Source organism: Paraburkholderia phenazinium (genome assembly GCF_900142845.1).
Classification (GTDB): Bacteria; Pseudomonadota; Gammaproteobacteria; order Burkholderiales; family Burkholderiaceae; genus Paraburkholderia; species Paraburkholderia phenazinium_A.
Genome location: NZ_FSRU01000001.1, coordinates 2,022,729 through 2,038,219 on the forward strand (window position 1 = coordinate 2,022,729; position 15,491 = coordinate 2,038,219).

General features: G+C 63.4%; 12 protein-coding genes. 9 read left to right on the forward strand and 3 right to left on the reverse strand.

Annotated features, from left to right (window positions below; all coding sequences use genetic code 11):
* Positions 1-3: 3 nt before the first annotated feature.
* Together BUS12_RS08835 and BUS12_RS08840 are read right to left on the reverse strand one after the other, a co-directional pair.
* Positions 4-1,776, reverse strand: coding sequence for a GMC family oxidoreductase (locus BUS12_RS08835; RefSeq protein ID WP_074295342.1), 1,773 nt, complete (start codon positions 1,774-1,776; stop codon positions 4-6).
* Between the two features lie 60 nt (positions 1,777-1,836).
* Positions 1,837-2,508 (reverse strand): gluconate 2-dehydrogenase subunit 3 family protein, encoded by a 672-nt coding sequence (locus BUS12_RS08840; RefSeq protein ID WP_216352703.1) that lies wholly within the window; start codon positions 2,506-2,508, stop codon positions 1,837-1,839.
* Positions 2,509-2,802: 294 nt separating this feature from the next.
* Between BUS12_RS08840 and BUS12_RS08845 the strand changes: the two genes are divergently transcribed.
* The 9 genes from BUS12_RS08845 (at position 2,803) to BUS12_RS08885 (ending at position 14,527) form a co-directional block, all read left to right on the forward strand.
* Entirely contained in the window at positions 2,803-3,825 is a 1,023-nt protein-coding gene (locus BUS12_RS08845) for an SGNH/GDSL hydrolase family protein (RefSeq protein WP_074295344.1), read from the forward strand.
* 381 nt (positions 3,826-4,206) lie between these two features.
* Entirely contained in the window at positions 4,207-4,755 is a 549-nt protein-coding gene (locus BUS12_RS08850; protein ID WP_074295345.1) for a GNAT family N-acetyltransferase, read from the forward strand.
* Positions 4,756-4,809: 54 nt separating this feature from the next.
* Complete coding sequence (locus tag BUS12_RS08855; protein ID WP_074295346.1) at positions 4,810-5,763, forward strand: ABC transporter substrate-binding protein; 954 nt, start codon at positions 4,810-4,812, stop codon at positions 5,761-5,763.
* A 202-nt stretch (positions 5,764-5,965) separates the two neighbouring features.
* A complete protein-coding gene (locus BUS12_RS08860; RefSeq protein WP_171991617.1) occupies positions 5,966-8,416 on the forward strand; it encodes a TonB-dependent receptor plug domain-containing protein in 2,451 nt (816 codons plus the stop codon).
* 138 nt (positions 8,417-8,554) lie between these two features.
* Positions 8,555-9,556 (forward strand): LLM class flavin-dependent oxidoreductase, encoded by a 1,002-nt coding sequence (locus BUS12_RS08865; protein WP_074295348.1) that lies wholly within the window; start codon positions 8,555-8,557, stop codon positions 9,554-9,556.
* Positions 9,557-9,602: 46 nt separating this feature from the next.
* Positions 9,603-10,925: an LLM class flavin-dependent oxidoreductase gene (locus BUS12_RS08870; RefSeq protein ID WP_074295349.1), complete on the forward strand. Its 1,323-nt coding sequence runs from the start codon at positions 9,603-9,605 to the stop codon at positions 10,923-10,925.
* A gap of 31 nt (positions 10,926-10,956) precedes the next feature.
* Positions 10,957-12,795: an amino acid ABC transporter permease/ATP-binding protein gene (locus BUS12_RS39635; protein WP_074295350.1), complete on the forward strand. Its 1,839-nt coding sequence runs from the start codon at positions 10,957-10,959 to the stop codon at positions 12,793-12,795.
* A gap of 75 nt (positions 12,796-12,870) precedes the next feature.
* Entirely contained in the window at positions 12,871-13,911 is a 1,041-nt protein-coding gene (locus BUS12_RS08880; RefSeq protein WP_074295351.1) for an LLM class flavin-dependent oxidoreductase, read from the forward strand.
* 49 nt (positions 13,912-13,960) lie between these two features.
* Positions 13,961-14,527 carry a GNAT family N-acetyltransferase gene (locus BUS12_RS08885; RefSeq protein WP_074295352.1) on the forward strand — a complete coding sequence of 189 codons (567 nt, stop codon included), beginning with the start codon at positions 13,961-13,963 and terminating at the stop codon, positions 14,525-14,527.
* 36 nt (positions 14,528-14,563) lie between these two features.
* Here the strand turns inward: BUS12_RS08885 and BUS12_RS08890 are convergent, their stop codons facing one another.
* The gene (locus BUS12_RS08890; RefSeq protein ID WP_074295353.1) at positions 14,564-15,394 is read right to left on the reverse strand and encodes a VOC family protein; all 831 of its coding nucleotides are present in this window, start codon (positions 15,392-15,394) and stop codon (positions 14,564-14,566) included.
* Positions 15,395-15,491 lie beyond the last annotated feature (97 nt).

Here is a 15,491-nt window from a genome sequence, read left to right on the forward strand (position 1 = left end):
TTTCTAGCTCCTCACCAGGGGGCCAGGCGACTTCAGATACTGCGTCTTGATCGCTTCCGCGGCCCACAGCGTGGTGGCGCCGACGGTGCCGGTTGGATTGTAGCCACCGTTGTTGGCGAACGCGGACGCACCCACCACGAAGGTGTTGTGCACGTCCCAGCTTTGCAGGTAGCGATTGAGCGCGCTCGTCTTCGGATCGTCGCCGATGATCGCGCCGCCTGTGGTGTGCGAGGACAGGTTGTCCATCGGCGAGAACGGCTTCGCGGTCGGTTCGCTACGCACGACGGTTTTCGCGCCCATGGCGTGCCCGAGTTCTTCCGACTTGTCGGCCATGAACTTTGCCGAGCGCTTGTCGTTTTCGATCCAGTCGAAGGTCACGCGCAATAACGGCCGGCCGAAGCGATCCTTGTACTCGGGATCGAGATCGAGGTACACGTCGCGATGTGGATAGCTGTTGCCCATCACGTAGATCGAGTTGTAGTTCTGGTAAGCGTGCTGATACGCCTTCTTCCACTCGCTGCCCCAGCGCGGCGTGCCGGGCGGCACGCCATTGGCGAGACCGATGGGCCGGCCGTTGGTCGAGTGCACGAGCGCTACGCCACCGCCGATGAAATCGTGCTCACTGTGATCGAAGTTGTCGCTGTTGAAATCGTCGATGGCCTGCGCCAGCGCGCCTGCGCCGATGAACGGATTGAGGCGCTCGTTCTCGAAGAAGATCGACGCGCCCGAGATGGTCTGATACGCGTAGTTGCGTCCCACCACGCCTTCACCCGTATCGCGGTCGTAAGGCTTGCCGATGCCCGAGAGCAGCATCAGGCGTACGTTGTCCATCTGATAGGCCGAGATCACGACGATGTCGGCGGGCTGTTCCCACTCGTTGTTGTCGTGATCGACGAAGGTGACGCCTGTGGCCGTCTTCTTGTCTTCGGCGAGGTTCACGCGCAGCACTTCGGACTCGGTGATCACGCTGAAATTCTTGCGCTGCATGAGCGCGGGCATGATGCAGGCCTGCGGGCTGCTCTTCGACCAGTTGCCGCAGCCGAAGAATTCGCAGTAGCCGCAGTACGTGCACGGCGCCATGTGAATACCGAGCGGGTTCACATACGCACCCGAGGTATTGCCCGCCGGCACCGGAAACGGGTGATAGCCGAGACCGCGCGCGGCCTTGTCGAACAGGGTGGCGACACGTGTGCGCTCGAGCGGCGGCAGCGGATAGTCGCGATGGCGCGGCCCTTCGAACGGATTGCCGCCTTCCTGGATCTTGCCCTGAATGTTGCCCGCGCGTCCCGAGGTGCCGGCCAGGCGTTCGAACCTGTCGTAGAACGGTTCGAGGTCGGCGTAGGTCACGCCCCAGTCCTGCACCTGCATGCCTTCGAGGAATTTGCCCTTGCCGTAACGTTCGACCGTGTTCGAGTAGGTCTGAAAGTCGTTCGGCTGGAAACGCCACGTCATGCCGTTCCAGTGCGTGCCTGCGCCGCCCACGCCGATACCGAACTGGTAGGTGTTCCAGTCGCGCAGCGGCAGTGCGGTCTGGTCTGGCGTGTTGCGGAAGGTGAGCGTTTCGATGGCAGGCGGCTGCATCAGCGCGCGGCGCGTCGCAAAACGCAGTTCGTCGGTGTCGACCGTGGTGGGGAAGTCGCTGCTGGTGTCGCGCCAGGCGCCGCGTTCGATCGCGACCACGTTCAGACCGGCCAGGGTCAGTTCGTTCGCCATCAGCGAGCCAGCCCAGCCGAGCCCGACGATCACAGCGTCGGCTTTAGCACGTTTGAGTGCCATGTGATTCTCCGCTTGTTGCAGTGGGGGTGCAGTCGGGCTGCACGGGAAACAGCGCGCGCCTCAGCTCTTGCGGCTGATGAGGCTGATCGGAATGATCTTCAGGTCTTCGCCCTGACGACCGATCACGTCACGGAAGTCATACTGGGCGCCGGGGAAGCCGAGCATCTTCCAGCCGGCCATGTCCTTGTTGCCGCCGTAGATCGGGTCGGCGAAGAAACCTTCGCGCACGTTCTGCAAGACCAGGTTGAAAAAGGCTTTTGCATCGACGCCGGCGAGTGCGAGTTCGCCTGCTTCGAGCTGTTTCAGCACGCTGTCCTGCTGTTCGGCTGCAAGTGCACTGAAGGCTGTGCCCCCGAAGGTTTGCTTGCAGTGGTCGTCGAGCGACTTCAGGCCGGCGCGATAGCGTTCGGCCGGCGTGTCCTTGATTTGCGGTCCCTGACTCGGCGTGCCCGGCTTGAAGGTGCCCAGCCGATACTGCGTGGCCGCGCGGCCGTAGTCGCTGCTCAATTGACGGTCGATAAAGAGCGCGCAGCCGGCTTCCTTGCCGCCGATGCTCAATTCGTCCGAGGGAATCAGCCGGTCGGCGATCGCCTCGACGGCTGCGACTTCGCCGGCTGTGAAGAATTTCCAGCCATCCGGCACTACGGGCTCGGGCAGAACCACCGGATCCTTGAACCACGGCATGCCGCCGAAAATCACGCGGGCCTTGGCCACCGCAATGCCTGCAGCCATCAAGATCATTGACGACAAAAACTTGCGCCGTAACACGTCGTTCTCCAGGGAATCATCGTAGAGGCGAGAGAAACGGGATGCGCGTGAGCGCTCCCGAAGCTTCGTTCCGGCAGTATTCTAACTGGTTAGTTAAAAATGCGCCAAGAAAATCCACATGGCGTTTTTGCGGCTCGCACGTACCCCAGCCGCGTCGGCGCACGCTTTTTGCTACGAGGTAAGGATTGGTGAGGGACGACGCGCGGCTTCAGGCCGCGTAGCGGCCCCGGCGCCCCGGCTGGTCAACGAGGAGTGGTAATGCGAGCAATCCATGGCAAGGTACGCGTTGCAATTTGTTCCGTGGCGATTTCACTGTTTTCGGCATGCGGCGGTGGCGGCCACGGCGGCAGTTCGGGTAGCAGCACGTCCACGGCGCCAGGCGGCGTCAATCTGCAAGTGGTCTCGTTCGGCGACAGCCTGTCCGACGTCGGGACTTATGCGCCGCTCGCCAGCGCGGTGGGCGGCGGGCGCTTCACGACCAACCCCGGCCAGGTGTGGACGCAGAACGTCGCACAGTATTACGGCGGCACGTTAAGCGCCGCGTACACGATCGACTTCACGCATAAGCTCAGCGCGCAGAGCGGCCTCGGTTATGCGGAGGGCGGCGCCACGGTCGCGACGCCCGCGGACCAGAACGACTTCCTGACCGACGTGATCGGCAACGTCGAAATGCCGATGAATCAGCAGGTGTCGAGCTATCTGGGCACACACGGCAGCTTTAACTCGAATCAACTGGTGCTCGTCTGGGCCGGCGCGAACGATGTGCTGCGGGCCGGGGCGCCGCCGGCCGGATCGAGCATTGTGCAGACCGCGGCAACCACGCTTGCGCAACTGGTGGCGCAGATCGTGCAGAACGGCGCCACGCATGTGGTGGTGGTCAATCTGCCGAACATCGGACTCTCGCCGGACGGTCTCTCCCAGTCCGATGGCGGCGCGAATTACACCCAGCTATCGCAGCTCTTCAACAGTACGCTGAACAGCGCCTTGCAGACCGACGGCGTGCAAAGCAAGGTCATCCAGGTGGATGCCTATACGTGGTTGAACGGGATCATCGCGAACTTCCAGGCGAATGGCTTCTCCGTATCGAACACGGGCCAGGCCTGCGATCCTTCGAAAACGCCCGATGACACGTCATTGCTGTGCTCGCCGGCCACCTACGTGAGCGCCAACGCAGACCAGACCTACATGTTCGCCGACGACCTGCATCCGACGACGCATCTGCACGCCCTCTTCGCGCAGTACGTGGAGCAGCAGATCGCCGCCACCGGCCTGGGGCACTGAGCCCGGCGTGGTGGCCGCTCGACGCAGCGACGGGGCACAAGGTCCGGTTGCCCAGCGACTGTGGGCCTGTTTGCAGGCGAACGCGCCGATGGACCCGTCGCTGTCCTGAACAGATACAAAGTTAGGTGACCTGCTGGAATGCCCATCCCACTCATGGTTGCAGCACAACGCGCTGCGCGAGCGACGAAAATCGCATTGCCGCACGTGAATCGGCACATAAATAATATATACGGATTGTGCGGAATAACGATTCGTTAAATGTTTGGTTCAATGCAGATTGACTGCCTGTTATCGTATTTTCGGTTCGACGGAAATTCAGGTCGAACGGCATAGAAATTCAACGACAGGATCAGCGGGGCCGTGAAATAGCCCCTATCTGCCATGACCTACACCATTATCGATACCACGTTGTCGGATCCGCTTGCGCGGCCCCTGCTGGATGGACTGCAGGTCGAGTACGCGACACGCTATGCCGAGTTTCGGCCGAACAGTGCCGCGTTGGCGAGCGAAGAGCTGGTGCGTTATCCGGCCGAGTTATTCGCGCCGCCCGAAGGCGCGTTCATCGTGATCGTACGCGACGGCGAGACGGTCGGCGGCGGTGCGTTCAAACGCTACGACGCAACGACCGCGGAGCTCAAGCGTATCTGGACGCATGCGGGCGAGCGTCGTCAGGGGCTGGCCCGTCGCGTCGTGCAGGAACTCGAAGCACGTGCGTTGCGGCAGGGCTATCGCCGCGTCTATCTGACCACAGGCTTCAGGCAACCCGAGGCAGCGGGACTTTATGTGAGCGCGGGTTACGAGCGCCTGTTCGATCCTTCGATTCCGCCCGAGGTTCATTTTCGTCTGCCGTTCGGCAAGGATCTGCTGGAACCCGGCCGCACGGATTCGCTGAGCGATCTGGTCCAGCTCGAACCGCTCGGCCAACGCTAGTCAAGCGCGCTGCGCCTGGCACACATTGTCTATTTCAACAGGGCATAACCATTCATGAGACACAGCCGGAAGATTCTGTCGGCAGTGGCCGCTACGCTCGTCGCTTTGGCGATGGGTTTGACGGCCACAGCACAAGCGGCAGGCACCACCTCAAGCGGATTCAATCTGAGTCCGGATCAGCCAAACCGCGTTCGGACCACGCCCGACACGGCAGCCATCCTGGCTGTTCCTGCAACGTTTCATTTTGCGGAAAAAGACGAACTGGTCATCGGCCTGACGGTAGCGTTTCCACCGCTTGGCGCGTATGCGACGGATGCAAAGACCGTGGTGGGCTTTGACCCGGACCTGTCGCAACTGATCGCGGACGGCCTGGGGCGCAAGCTGAAGCTCGTTCCGCTCGCGTGGGAAGACTGGCCGCTTGCCTTGCAATCGGGCAAGGTCGACGCGGTGGTGTCGAACGTCACGGTGACCGAGGAGCGCAAGGAGAAGTTCGACTTCTCGACCTATCGGCGCGACGTGCTCGGATTCTATGTGAAGGATTCCAGCCCGATCAAAACGATCCGTGAACCGAAGGACGTGGCGGGCCTGCGTGTGATTACCGATTCCGGCACGAACCAGGAAAAGATCCTGCTGGCATGGGACAAGGACAACGTCGCGCATGGGCTGAAGCCGGTGCAGGTTCAGTACTACGACGACATCGCCGTGCGGGACGTGGCGCTGCGCTCGGGGCGTGCCGACGTCATCCTGAGCGTCAATTCGGCGCTCGCCTACGAGGCGGCGCAGAAAGGCGGGATCCGCTCGGTGGGCACCATCAGCGGCGGCTGGCCGATTCTGGCCGATGTGGCGGTCACGACGCGCAAGGGGAGTGGGCTCGCCGCTCCCGTCACGCTGCTGCTGAACGATCTGATTCACAGCGGAAAATACACGCAGGTGCTCGACCGCTGGAGTCTGGGCAGCGAAGCGATCGACAAGGCCCAAACCAATCCGCCTGGCTTGCCAAAAAGCTAACGATAACCGGGCAGCGCTTGCTGCCTGGTCGATGGTCCGCTGTAAATCATCAGTATGACTAAAAAATGGCTCCTCACACCGTTGCGTTCAACCGGTGTGCGGGAGAGTGGTGTTCGCTGACAATCAACGGGACAGTGCGATGCGCAGGAACAGTAATAGAAAGAGTCGGGCCGGTCAGGCCGCCACCGGATTTCGCAGGACGATGTTATCCGCCGCTGTGCTGGCGATTACGTGCAACGGCGCCGCATGGGCGCAGAGCGCGGCTGCACCGGCGCAGGCAAGCGATGCCGCGGCGGCCAACGGCGCTCAGCCCGCCGCAGTCCAATCCGCAACGAGCCGGGCAGCCACGAAGCAGGCCGCCGCAACCGGTACCGTGCAGCAGGACACCGTGGTGGTGACCGGCACGCGCACCAGTACGAAGGCGAGCCAGAGCCTGACGCCGGTGGATGTGATCAGCGGGGCCCAGTTGCAGGCCACCGGGCAAAGCAATCTGCGCGATGCGCTCGTCAAGCTGTCGTCGTCGATCACGCGGGAGACCTATGCCGGCGATACGGCGCAGTTGACCGACGCGCTGTCTCTGCACGGTCTGACGCCGGACCACGTGCTGGTGCTGGTGAACGGCAAGCGTCGCCATACCACGGCGAATATCGCGCTCGACGGCGGCCTGAACCAGGGGTCGACCGGCGTCGACATCGACATGATCCCGGTCGGGCTGATCGACCACGTCGAAATCCTGCGTGACGGTGCCTCGGCGCAGTATGGATCCGACGCCATCGCCGGAGTGATCAACATCATTCTGAAGACGAGCTCGCATGGAGGATCGCTGCAGACGAGCAACGGCCAGACCTATGCAGGCGACGGCTTCAAGAACGGCGAGTCCGCCAATATCGGCCTGAATCTCGGCGACAAGGGCTACCTCGACCTGGCGGCGGAATACGACCGCCAGAATCATACGGTGCGCACCGGCCCCGACGACTACTTCGGCACCTTCCAGCCGGGGCATGGCTACTACAATCCGATCGAGGGCGACCCGGCCAGCACGCGTGAGTCGGTGGGCTTCAATGCGGGCTATTACCTCGGCGACGATGTCGAACTGTACGGCTTCGGCACCTATGCGCATCGCAATGCCGAGGCTTATCAGAACTACCGTCCGCCTGCCGTGCTTCCCGAGGTCTATCCGAACGGCTTCGTGCCGACGGAGACGGTCAACGAGAACGACTATTCGGTGACGTCCGGCATCAAAGGCCAGAACCTGTTCGGCTGGTCGTGGGATCTTAGTTCGACCTATGGCGGCGACCACGAAGGCATCGGCATGGACAATTCGGCTAACACCGGACTGTATGCCGCGCAAGGCTATACGCCGACCAGTTTTCATCTGGCCACCGTCAGCAACACGCAACTGACGAATAACTTCGACCTGTCGCGCGCCTTCCATCTTCCGCTGTTGCCGGCGCCGGTGAACGTTTCGGTTGGGGTGGAACAGCGGCGCGAGACCTACACCGTGGGGGCGGGCGACGAGGCTTCCTATCTGGATGGCGGCTCCCAGGCGCTGCCGGGTCTCGCGCCCGTCAGCGCGAGCGACAATTCGCGCAACGTGCTGGGCACGTACATCGACCTGTCGACCCACCTCGCGCCGAAATGGACGGTGGATCTGGCCGGACGCTTCGAGCATTACAGCGATGTCGGCGATACGACGAACGGCAAGATCTCGACGCGTTACGACTTCACGCCGCAGATCGCCGTGCGCGGCAGTGTCAGTACCGGATTTCGCGCTCCGTCACTCGCTGAGGAGTACTACAGCAATGTCAACGAATCGCCGGCTTCGGTCAGCGGCCTGCTGGCGGCCAACTCGGCGGCGGCAAAGTTGATCGGCGCACAGCCGCTGAAACCGGAAGAGTCGACCAACTACAACCTCGGCCTCGTGCTGACGCCTGCCAAGGACCTGCACCTGGCGATCGACGCGTATCAGATCGACATCCGCAACCGCATCGTCGAAGGCGGCACGGCCTCGGGCGCGGCGGCGATTGCCGCCATGGAGGCTGCCGGGCTATCGGTACCGGGGTCGATCCCGGCGTCGGCGGTGTCTGCGAGCTACTTCACGAATGGTGCGAGCACGCGTACCCGTGGCATTGATCTGTCCGGTACCTGGCACACCAGTTTTGGCGGTTATGGCCAGGTGGACTGGGATCTCGGCATCAACCTGAACACCACCTCGGTCACGCAGGTAGCCAACGGCGCCAACGGTCAGCCGGAACTCAACGCACAGCAGATTGCGTGGCTGAGCACGGCGACGCCGAAGAACAAGATCATCATCGGCGGCAACTGGCATCTCGACAAGTGGGGCGTGAGCCTGCACGAGACGCGCTTTGGTTCGACCTCAAGCGAGGAGACCTACATCGTCGGACCCAATGCGTTCTCGACGACGCAGTTCATCCACTTCGAGAATGCAGCGCGCTACACCACCGATCTGGAGGTCCGTTACGACGTGACGAAGCGGTTCCAGATAGCGGTGGGGGCGAACAACCTGTTCGACGTCTATCCGACCAAGCTGCCTTATGCGGCACAGCTCGAAGGTGCGCAGTACGACGCCTTTGCTTCGACGATCGGCGAGGACGGTGGTTTTTACTACTTGCGTGCACGCTATACGTTCTGACGATTTACTCATATGCATAGCAAAATTTGCTCGAACGAGGTTCGTTCCTGATGGCGATAATGGAACAAGCGGATCTCGCCCGGCAGATCTCTTCCACCTTTTTCCCACGCACCTGTCGGTGCGCTGGGAGGTATCGATATGTCCTACTCACTTTCGATTCTCGACAAAAGTCCGATTTCCGACGGAACCAGCGCGCACGATGCGCTGCGTTTCACGGTGCGGCTCGCACAGCGTGCGGAAGCGCTGGGTTACAAACGCTACTGGATCGCCGAGCATCATGGCGCGCCAGGGCTCGCCAGTTCCGCACCGGAGATCGTCGTGTCGCATCTGCTCGCGCGCACGTCGCGCATTCGCGTCGGCTCCGGCGGCGTGATGTTGCAGCACTACAGTCCGTTCAAGGTGGCCGAATCGTTCCGGGTGCTGGCGTCGCTGGCGCCGGGCCGCGTCGACCTTGGTGTCGGCAAGGCGCCGGGCGGCTTGCCGCTTACGACGCGTGCCTTGCAGTGGTTTCACGACAAGGCGAAGAAGCCTGATTTCGCCCACCAGCTTGCCGAACTCGACGCGTTCCTGAAGTCCGGTGTAGCCGAAGATCATCCGCTCGCTGGCGCCGTGGCATTGCCGACGCCGCCTGAGGCACCGCAGGGCATTCTGCTGGGCGGTAGCCCTGAGAGCGCGTTGCTTGCCGCGAAGCACGGCTGGCAGTTCTGTTATGCCGGTCACTTCAATGGCGATAACGACAGCATCGAGCGCTCGATTGCTGCGTATCGCGATGCGACAGGACGCACGCCGCTGCTCGCGCTGTTCGCGTTTGCCGCGGAGTCGAAAGCGCAGGCCCAGCGTCATGTCGGTCCGCTGCGCATTTTCAAACTGCGGCTTGCAACGGGGCAGAGCGTGAACCTTCCCAGTCCCGAGGCCGCGGCGGAATTCGCGCGGCAGACCGGTGTAAGCGACTACCGGCTCGACGAATTGCACCCGCATGTCATCACCGGCACGGCGGACGAAGTGCATCAGGAACTCGACGTATTGCACGAGCGCTTCGGCATCGAGGAATTCGTGATCGACACCCCCGTGGCGGACTACGCGCTGCGCCTCGCTTCGGTCGAGGCGCTGGCCGGTGCGGAACAGGCCGCGCGCGTCTGATTGTCCCGTCTCTCATCCCTGCTCATTTTTGTCTAACGGACCCCACATGACCCAGCGAAACCTCACTTTCGGCATCATGCTGCATGGCGCAGGCGGCCATATGAATTCCTGGAAGCATCCCGCCGGCCCCGCCGATGCCAGCGTCAACCTCGATTTCATCACGGGTATCGCCCAGAAGGCGGAGGCCAACGGCGTGGCGTTCGCGTTCGTAGCCGACGGCCTGTATATCAACGAGAAATCAATTCCCCACTTCCTGAACCGCTTCGAACCGATCTCGATCCTCTCGGCCCTCGCGACCGCGACTACGAAGATCGGTCTGGCGGGCACGTTGTCGACGTCGTACAGCCATCCGTTTACGGTGGCGCGGCAGTTCGCCTCGCTCGACCTCATCAGCGGCGGCCGCGCGGGATGGAACGTCGTGACGTCGCCGCTCGAGGGTTCCGCGAAAAACTATGGCGGCGAGCATCCGGATCACGAACTGCGCTACGAGATCGCCGACGAATATCTCGAAGTGGTGCAGGGCCTGTGGGACAGTTGGGACGATGGCGCTTTCGTGCGCGAGCGCGACAGTGGACGTTTCTTCGACCGCGAGAAGCTGCGTACGCTCGATCACAAGGGCCGCTTCTTCGAAGTGGCAGGGCCCATCAATATCCAGCGCTCGCCGCAGGGGCAGCCGGTGATTTTCCAGGCCGGCGCATCGGATTCCGGCATCGCGCTAGCCGGCAAGTACGCGGATGCGGTGTTCACGCATTCGCCGTCGCTCGAAGAAACGCGGGCGTTCTCGGAGAGCGTGCGGCAAAGCGCGCTCGAGCATGGGCGCGCGGCCACCGACGTGAAGATTTTCCCGGGCATCGGCCCGATCGTCGGCGCGACGCTGGAGGAAGCCGAGGCGAAGTATCGTGTGATTCGCGACCTGATCACGGTGGACGAAGCGCTCGCGTATCTAGGCCGTTTCTTCGAACATCACGACTTCACGCAATATGCGCTTGACGAGCCGTTCCCCGATCTCGGCGAGCTGGGCAAGAACAGCTTCCGTTCGACCACCGATCGCATCAAGTCCGAAGCGCAGAAGAAGGGTTCGACGCTGCGCGAGGTCGCGCTGGAAGTAACGACGCCGAAGCCGCAATTTATCGGCACCGGCGAGCAGGTCGCGGACGAATTGATCCGCTGGTTCGACGCCGGCGCGGCCGACGGCTTTATCCTCGGTTTCCCGGTGCAGGCCGAGGGCTTCGACGATTTCGTTCGCTACGTGATTCCGGCGCTGGAGGCGCGCGGCCGCTACAGCCGCACGCTGGCCGGCGCCACGCTGCGCGATCATCTCGGACTGCCGCGACGAGAAAGCCGCTACGCGGCCGCGGAAACGGCATGACTGACGGCGCGCAGCGCAGGAGGACGCAATCATGAGCGACACCACTCAGCCGTTTGTCGGCCCTGGCCACGCGGGCCGCGTGAGCGACGATGCAGCCGGTCCGGAGTACGCACACTACCGGATCGTTCCGGCTCGACATCACGCGCGCACGGCAGGGACCGTGCTGGCGATCGCGCTGATCGTGATCGTGCTGAACTCGGTGCTGGGGAACCCGCGCTGGGGCTGGGGCGTCTTCGCGCAGTGGTTTTTCGCCGCGCCGGTGCTCGAGGGGCTCGGGCGCACGCTCGTGTTGACGGGGCTGGGCGCGCTGTTCGGCTTCGCGTTGGCCACGCCGTTGGCGCTGGCGCGCGTGTCGCGTTCGCCGCTGCTGGCCGGCTGTGCGTGGGCCTTCATCTGGCTGTTCCGCTCGATTCCGCCGATCGTGCTGCTGCTCCTGCTGAACAATCTCGGCTATCTGTACGAGACGATCTGGATCGGCGTGCCGTTTACGCATATCGCACTGCTGAGCGAATCGACCACCGATCTCATCAGTCCGTTCTTTGCGGCCGTGCTGGGCCTCACGTTAAACCACGCGGCGTTTTCGGCCGAAGCGATCCGCGGCGGGATTCTCTCCGTCGACCACGGACAGCGCGAGGCGGCCGCGGCGCTCGGTTTGCCGGGCGCCCGCCAGGTGCGCCGCATCGTGCTGCCGCAGGCGATGCGCGCGATCCTGCCCACCGCGTTCAACGACATCATTGGTCTCGCCAAAGGTACCTCGGTGGTCTACATCCTCGCGATGCCGGACCTGTTCTACACGGTGCAGATCATCTATCACCGCAACCTGGAGGTGATTCCTTTGCTGATGGTCGCGACCATCTGGTATCTGATCATCCTCACGGCCTTGTCGGCGATTCAGGTTCATATCGAACGCTACTACGCACGCGGCGCGACACGCGAGCAGGTGGCGGTGTCGCGGTTTAGCGCGCTGTTGAGGCGGTGGCGGAGCGTGCGCGCCGCGCGGCGGGAAGATGCGCTGAAAGCGGGGCCGCAAGCCGGCTCTGCGGCCGCTGAGAGTGCCGCTGCCGGTGCCGATGCCGATGCAGGCATTAGCGGCTGGGCGCAGCGGCGTGTCGGCGGCAAGGTGGGTATTCATAACGTGTCGAAGAGCTTCGGCACGCTGAAAGTTCTCGACGATATTTCGCTCGTGTTTCCGTCCGGCAGCGTCACGGTGATTCTCGGTCAGTCGGGCTCGGGCAAGTCGACGCTGCTGCGCTCGATCAACCATCTCGAACGCGTCGACGACGGTTTCATCGACATCGACGGCGAGCTGATCGGCTATCGCCGCGACGGACGCACGCTCTACGAGCTCAAGGAGAAGGATATCCTGCAGCGGCGCCGCGCCGATGTCGGGATGGTGTTCCAGAGTTTCAACCTGTTTCCGCATCTGAGCGTGCTCGACAATCTTGTCGAGGCGCCGCTGGCCTCGGGCGTGCCGCGCGCGCAGGCTCAGGCCGAAGCGCGTGCGCTGCTGGCGCGCGTGGGACTCGCCGACAAGGCCGACGCTTGGCCGCGCCAGTTGTCGGGTGGCCAGCAGCAGCGGGTGGCGATTGCGCGCGCGCTGGCGCTGAAGCCGAAGGTCCTGCTGTTCGACGAACCGACCTCGGCACTCGATCCTGAGCTGGTCAACGAGGTACTCGACGTGATTCGCCAGCTCGCGCGCTCGGGCACGACGCTGATCATTGTCACGCACGAGATCGGCTTTGCGCGGGAAGTCGCCGACACGATCGTGTTCATGGACGGCGGACGCATCGTCGAATCCGGTCCGCCGGCACGCGTGCTCGGCAATCCGGCTCAGGCGCGCACCCGCGAATTTTTGTCGAAGGTGTTGTGAGCGTATGCGCTACGAGAAAGGCCGCGACCAACCGGCTGCTTCGATGCTTCTCCAGAACAACCACCGAGGTAGCGTATGTGTGCTGTCCGCATTGATCACCTTGCTTTCCTGACGCCGGGCAATTACCCGGACGATGCGCCGCTCGCCGGCTTTGAGCGATCGCTCGATCTGTTCGGCGTCGGCGAGGCCCTTGGTTACGACAGCGCGTGGGTGCGTCAGCGTCATCTGGAACGCGCGGTGTCCTCGTCGGCCACCTTCCTCGCCGCTGCGAGCCAGCGTACGACACGCATCGGACTCGGCGCGGCGGTGATCCAGATGGGCTACGAGAACCCGTTCCGGCTCGCCGAGGATCTTGCCACGGTGGATGTCCTGTCTAGAGGACGCCTGAATGTCGGCTTGAGCGCGGGTGCGCCGGCGCACGGCATCCTGCTCGGCGACCGTCTGTTCGACGCGAATCCCGAACTGATCGATTTCTCGCACGCGCGCATCGAACGTCTGCGCCGCAATCTCGCGGGAGAATGGCTGGGCGATGAGGACAGCTTCATCGAATCGGCGGCAGGCCGCGTGCGGCCGCGCGTGACGCCCTATGCGACGGGTCTGACCGAGCGGCTCTGGTATGGCGGCGGCTCGCGGCGCTCGATCGAATGGGCCGGTCGCAACGGCTTCAATCTGCTGATCGGCAACATCACCACCGGTGAGGGGACGGACGATTACCGCACCGCGCAGTTAAGCCAACTTGAGTTGTTCCGCTCGCACTGGACGGAAGCCCGGGCGCCGCGGATCGCCTTGGGGCGTGTGATCGTGCCGGTCGACGGCGCCGATGCCCGCACGCGGCAGCGCTATCGCGAGTTCGCCGAGGGGCGCCACGCGCGCACGCTGACGCCGCACGGCGAGCGGCGCACGCTGTTCGTACCCGATCTCGTCGGGACGGCGGACGAGATCGTCAGCCGTCTGCTCGACGATCCGGTGGTGGCGCAGGTCCGCGAACTGCGCCTCGAACTGCCGTATGATTTGCCGTTCGAGAATTATCAGCAGATTCTCGAGGACTTCGTCACGCGCATCGCACCGGAACTGGGCTGGCGGCCCGAGGCCGCGCGCGAACCGGTCGCGGCCTAGTGGTTGCCTGGTTGCGGCGCGTTTTTTGATGGATCGAACGATTGACCTTATGACACACGCTACTTCCGCTTCTGTTGTTTCGCGGCCGATTCAAACCGCGCCCGACGAGCGCTTCGTTTACGTTTCGGTGCACGACCCGTTGGCCCGGCCGCTGTTCGATGAGCTCGCCTATGAATACAGCAGTCGTTATGTAGGCCTGATCGATGCGGAGGAGATCGCCCGGGAAATGCAGCGCTATCCGGTTGAGGCGTTCGCGCCGCCGCATGGCGCCTTCGTGCTGCTGCTGCGCGACGGAGTGGCGATAGCGGGTGGGGCGTTCATGCGCCATGAGGATCCGGGCACCACCGAGTTCAAGCGCATCTGGACCAGCCGCGACCATCGCCGTCAGGGCCTGGCGCGTCGCATTCTGGCGGAGCTGGAGGCGCAGGCCGTTCGCCAGGGTTATACGCGGGTGTACCTCGGTACGGGACCCCGTCAGCCGGAGGCCATCGCGCTGTATCGGACCCATGGCTATACGTTGCTGTCGGCGCATGACTTTGGTGAGGATGAGCCGCCAGGGTATCTGTTTGAGAAGGACCTGTCCACGGTGGCCGTAGGCGGGAGCGCTAAGGCGTAGCGGCGCGCGCGCTGAGCCCACGGCCGTCGCGCCGCTTTAGCTTCGTGCGGGTTTGGCGTTGTCCGTGGACAGCAGTTCGAGACCGACGCCATGCGTCAGATTGAGCGGCAGCCCGCGCGGCGGAGCACCCGCCGCGCCGTGCAACACCACCCCGAAGACGCCTTCGCCGTGCGACGCCAGCCGATCCTGAACCTCGGTTGCGAGCGCCGACCCGTTCGCGCTACCCGATGGACTCAGTAGCGTGAGCGTCGCATCGCCGATCGGCAAGCTTGCGAACGACACGCCGTGACCAGGCCATGCCGACCGATGCACCTGGAGCGACTCCCCCAGCAGCGCACGATACCGGCCAAGGCTGGCATCGAGATCGCGCACGGCGATGTTGAGGGCCAACACACCGCGCGCACCGTTGCGATGGCTGCGCACCTCACCCTCGGCCACGCGCAGATGGCGTGGCGTAACGTCGCCACAGAGAAACGGCAGGTCGGGTGTCGGGGACCGGCCCAGTTGCCACGCGAGACGCGCACCGTCCGGCCGCACGCGTCCGCCGTCGATCGGCCCTTTGTATTGAAGTCCACGCTGCCGCGCGGCATCGATCACCGTCTGCACCGCTCCCGGCAGCAGCGCAAAATCGACCAGTCCGTCGCCAACCCGATAGTCCGCATCCCACCAGCGATGCTCGGGTGCGTCGCGCAGAAAGGCAATCAACTCGAAGTAGCTGCCGTCCGCGAAACCGATCAGCGCATTGTGCGTCGCGCCGTCGGCGTGCGTGCCGCCGCGCTGGACGGTGAAGCCGAGTTCGTTATAGTCGGCAATGGTCTGCTCGAGATCGCGCACGCGGATCACAACGTGGTCAAGGGAAAGCGTCATGGCATTGGAATAGGGAAGTTGAACGCAACGAGTATGCAAATGGCCGTCGGCGCGCGCCAATATCGATTTCTCGAATGCATAGCGTGCACCTGGATTT

Excerpts from the sequence above, each read along its gene's own strand:
- BUS12_RS08835 (WP_074295342.1), bottom strand. The coding sequence starts at position 1,776 with ATGGCACTCAAACGTGCTAAAGCCGACGCTGTGATCGTCGGGCTCGGC.
- BUS12_RS08840 (WP_216352703.1), bottom strand. The coding sequence starts at position 2,508 with ATGGCTGCAGGCATTGCGGTGGCCAAGGCCCGCGTGATTTTCGGCGGC.
- BUS12_RS08845 (WP_074295344.1), top strand. The coding sequence starts at position 2,803 with ATGCGAGCAATCCATGGCAAGGTACGCGTTGCAATTTGTTCCGTGGCG.
- BUS12_RS08850 (WP_074295345.1), top strand. The coding sequence starts at position 4,207 with ATGACCTACACCATTATCGATACCACGTTGTCGGATCCGCTTGCGCGG.
- BUS12_RS08855 (WP_074295346.1), top strand. The coding sequence starts at position 4,810 with ATGAGACACAGCCGGAAGATTCTGTCGGCAGTGGCCGCTACGCTCGTC.
- BUS12_RS08860 (WP_171991617.1), top strand. The coding sequence starts at position 5,966 with ATGTTATCCGCCGCTGTGCTGGCGATTACGTGCAACGGCGCCGCATGG.
- BUS12_RS08865 (WP_074295348.1), top strand. The coding sequence starts at position 8,555 with ATGTCCTACTCACTTTCGATTCTCGACAAAAGTCCGATTTCCGACGGA.
- BUS12_RS08870 (WP_074295349.1), top strand. The coding sequence starts at position 9,603 with ATGACCCAGCGAAACCTCACTTTCGGCATCATGCTGCATGGCGCAGGC.
- BUS12_RS39635 (WP_074295350.1), top strand. The coding sequence starts at position 10,957 with ATGAGCGACACCACTCAGCCGTTTGTCGGCCCTGGCCACGCGGGCCGC.
- BUS12_RS08880 (WP_074295351.1), top strand. The coding sequence starts at position 12,871 with ATGTGTGCTGTCCGCATTGATCACCTTGCTTTCCTGACGCCGGGCAAT.
- BUS12_RS08885 (WP_074295352.1), top strand. The coding sequence starts at position 13,961 with ATGACACACGCTACTTCCGCTTCTGTTGTTTCGCGGCCGATTCAAACC.
- BUS12_RS08890 (WP_074295353.1), bottom strand. The coding sequence starts at position 15,394 with ATGACGCTTTCCCTTGACCACGTTGTGATCCGCGTGCGCGATCTCGAG.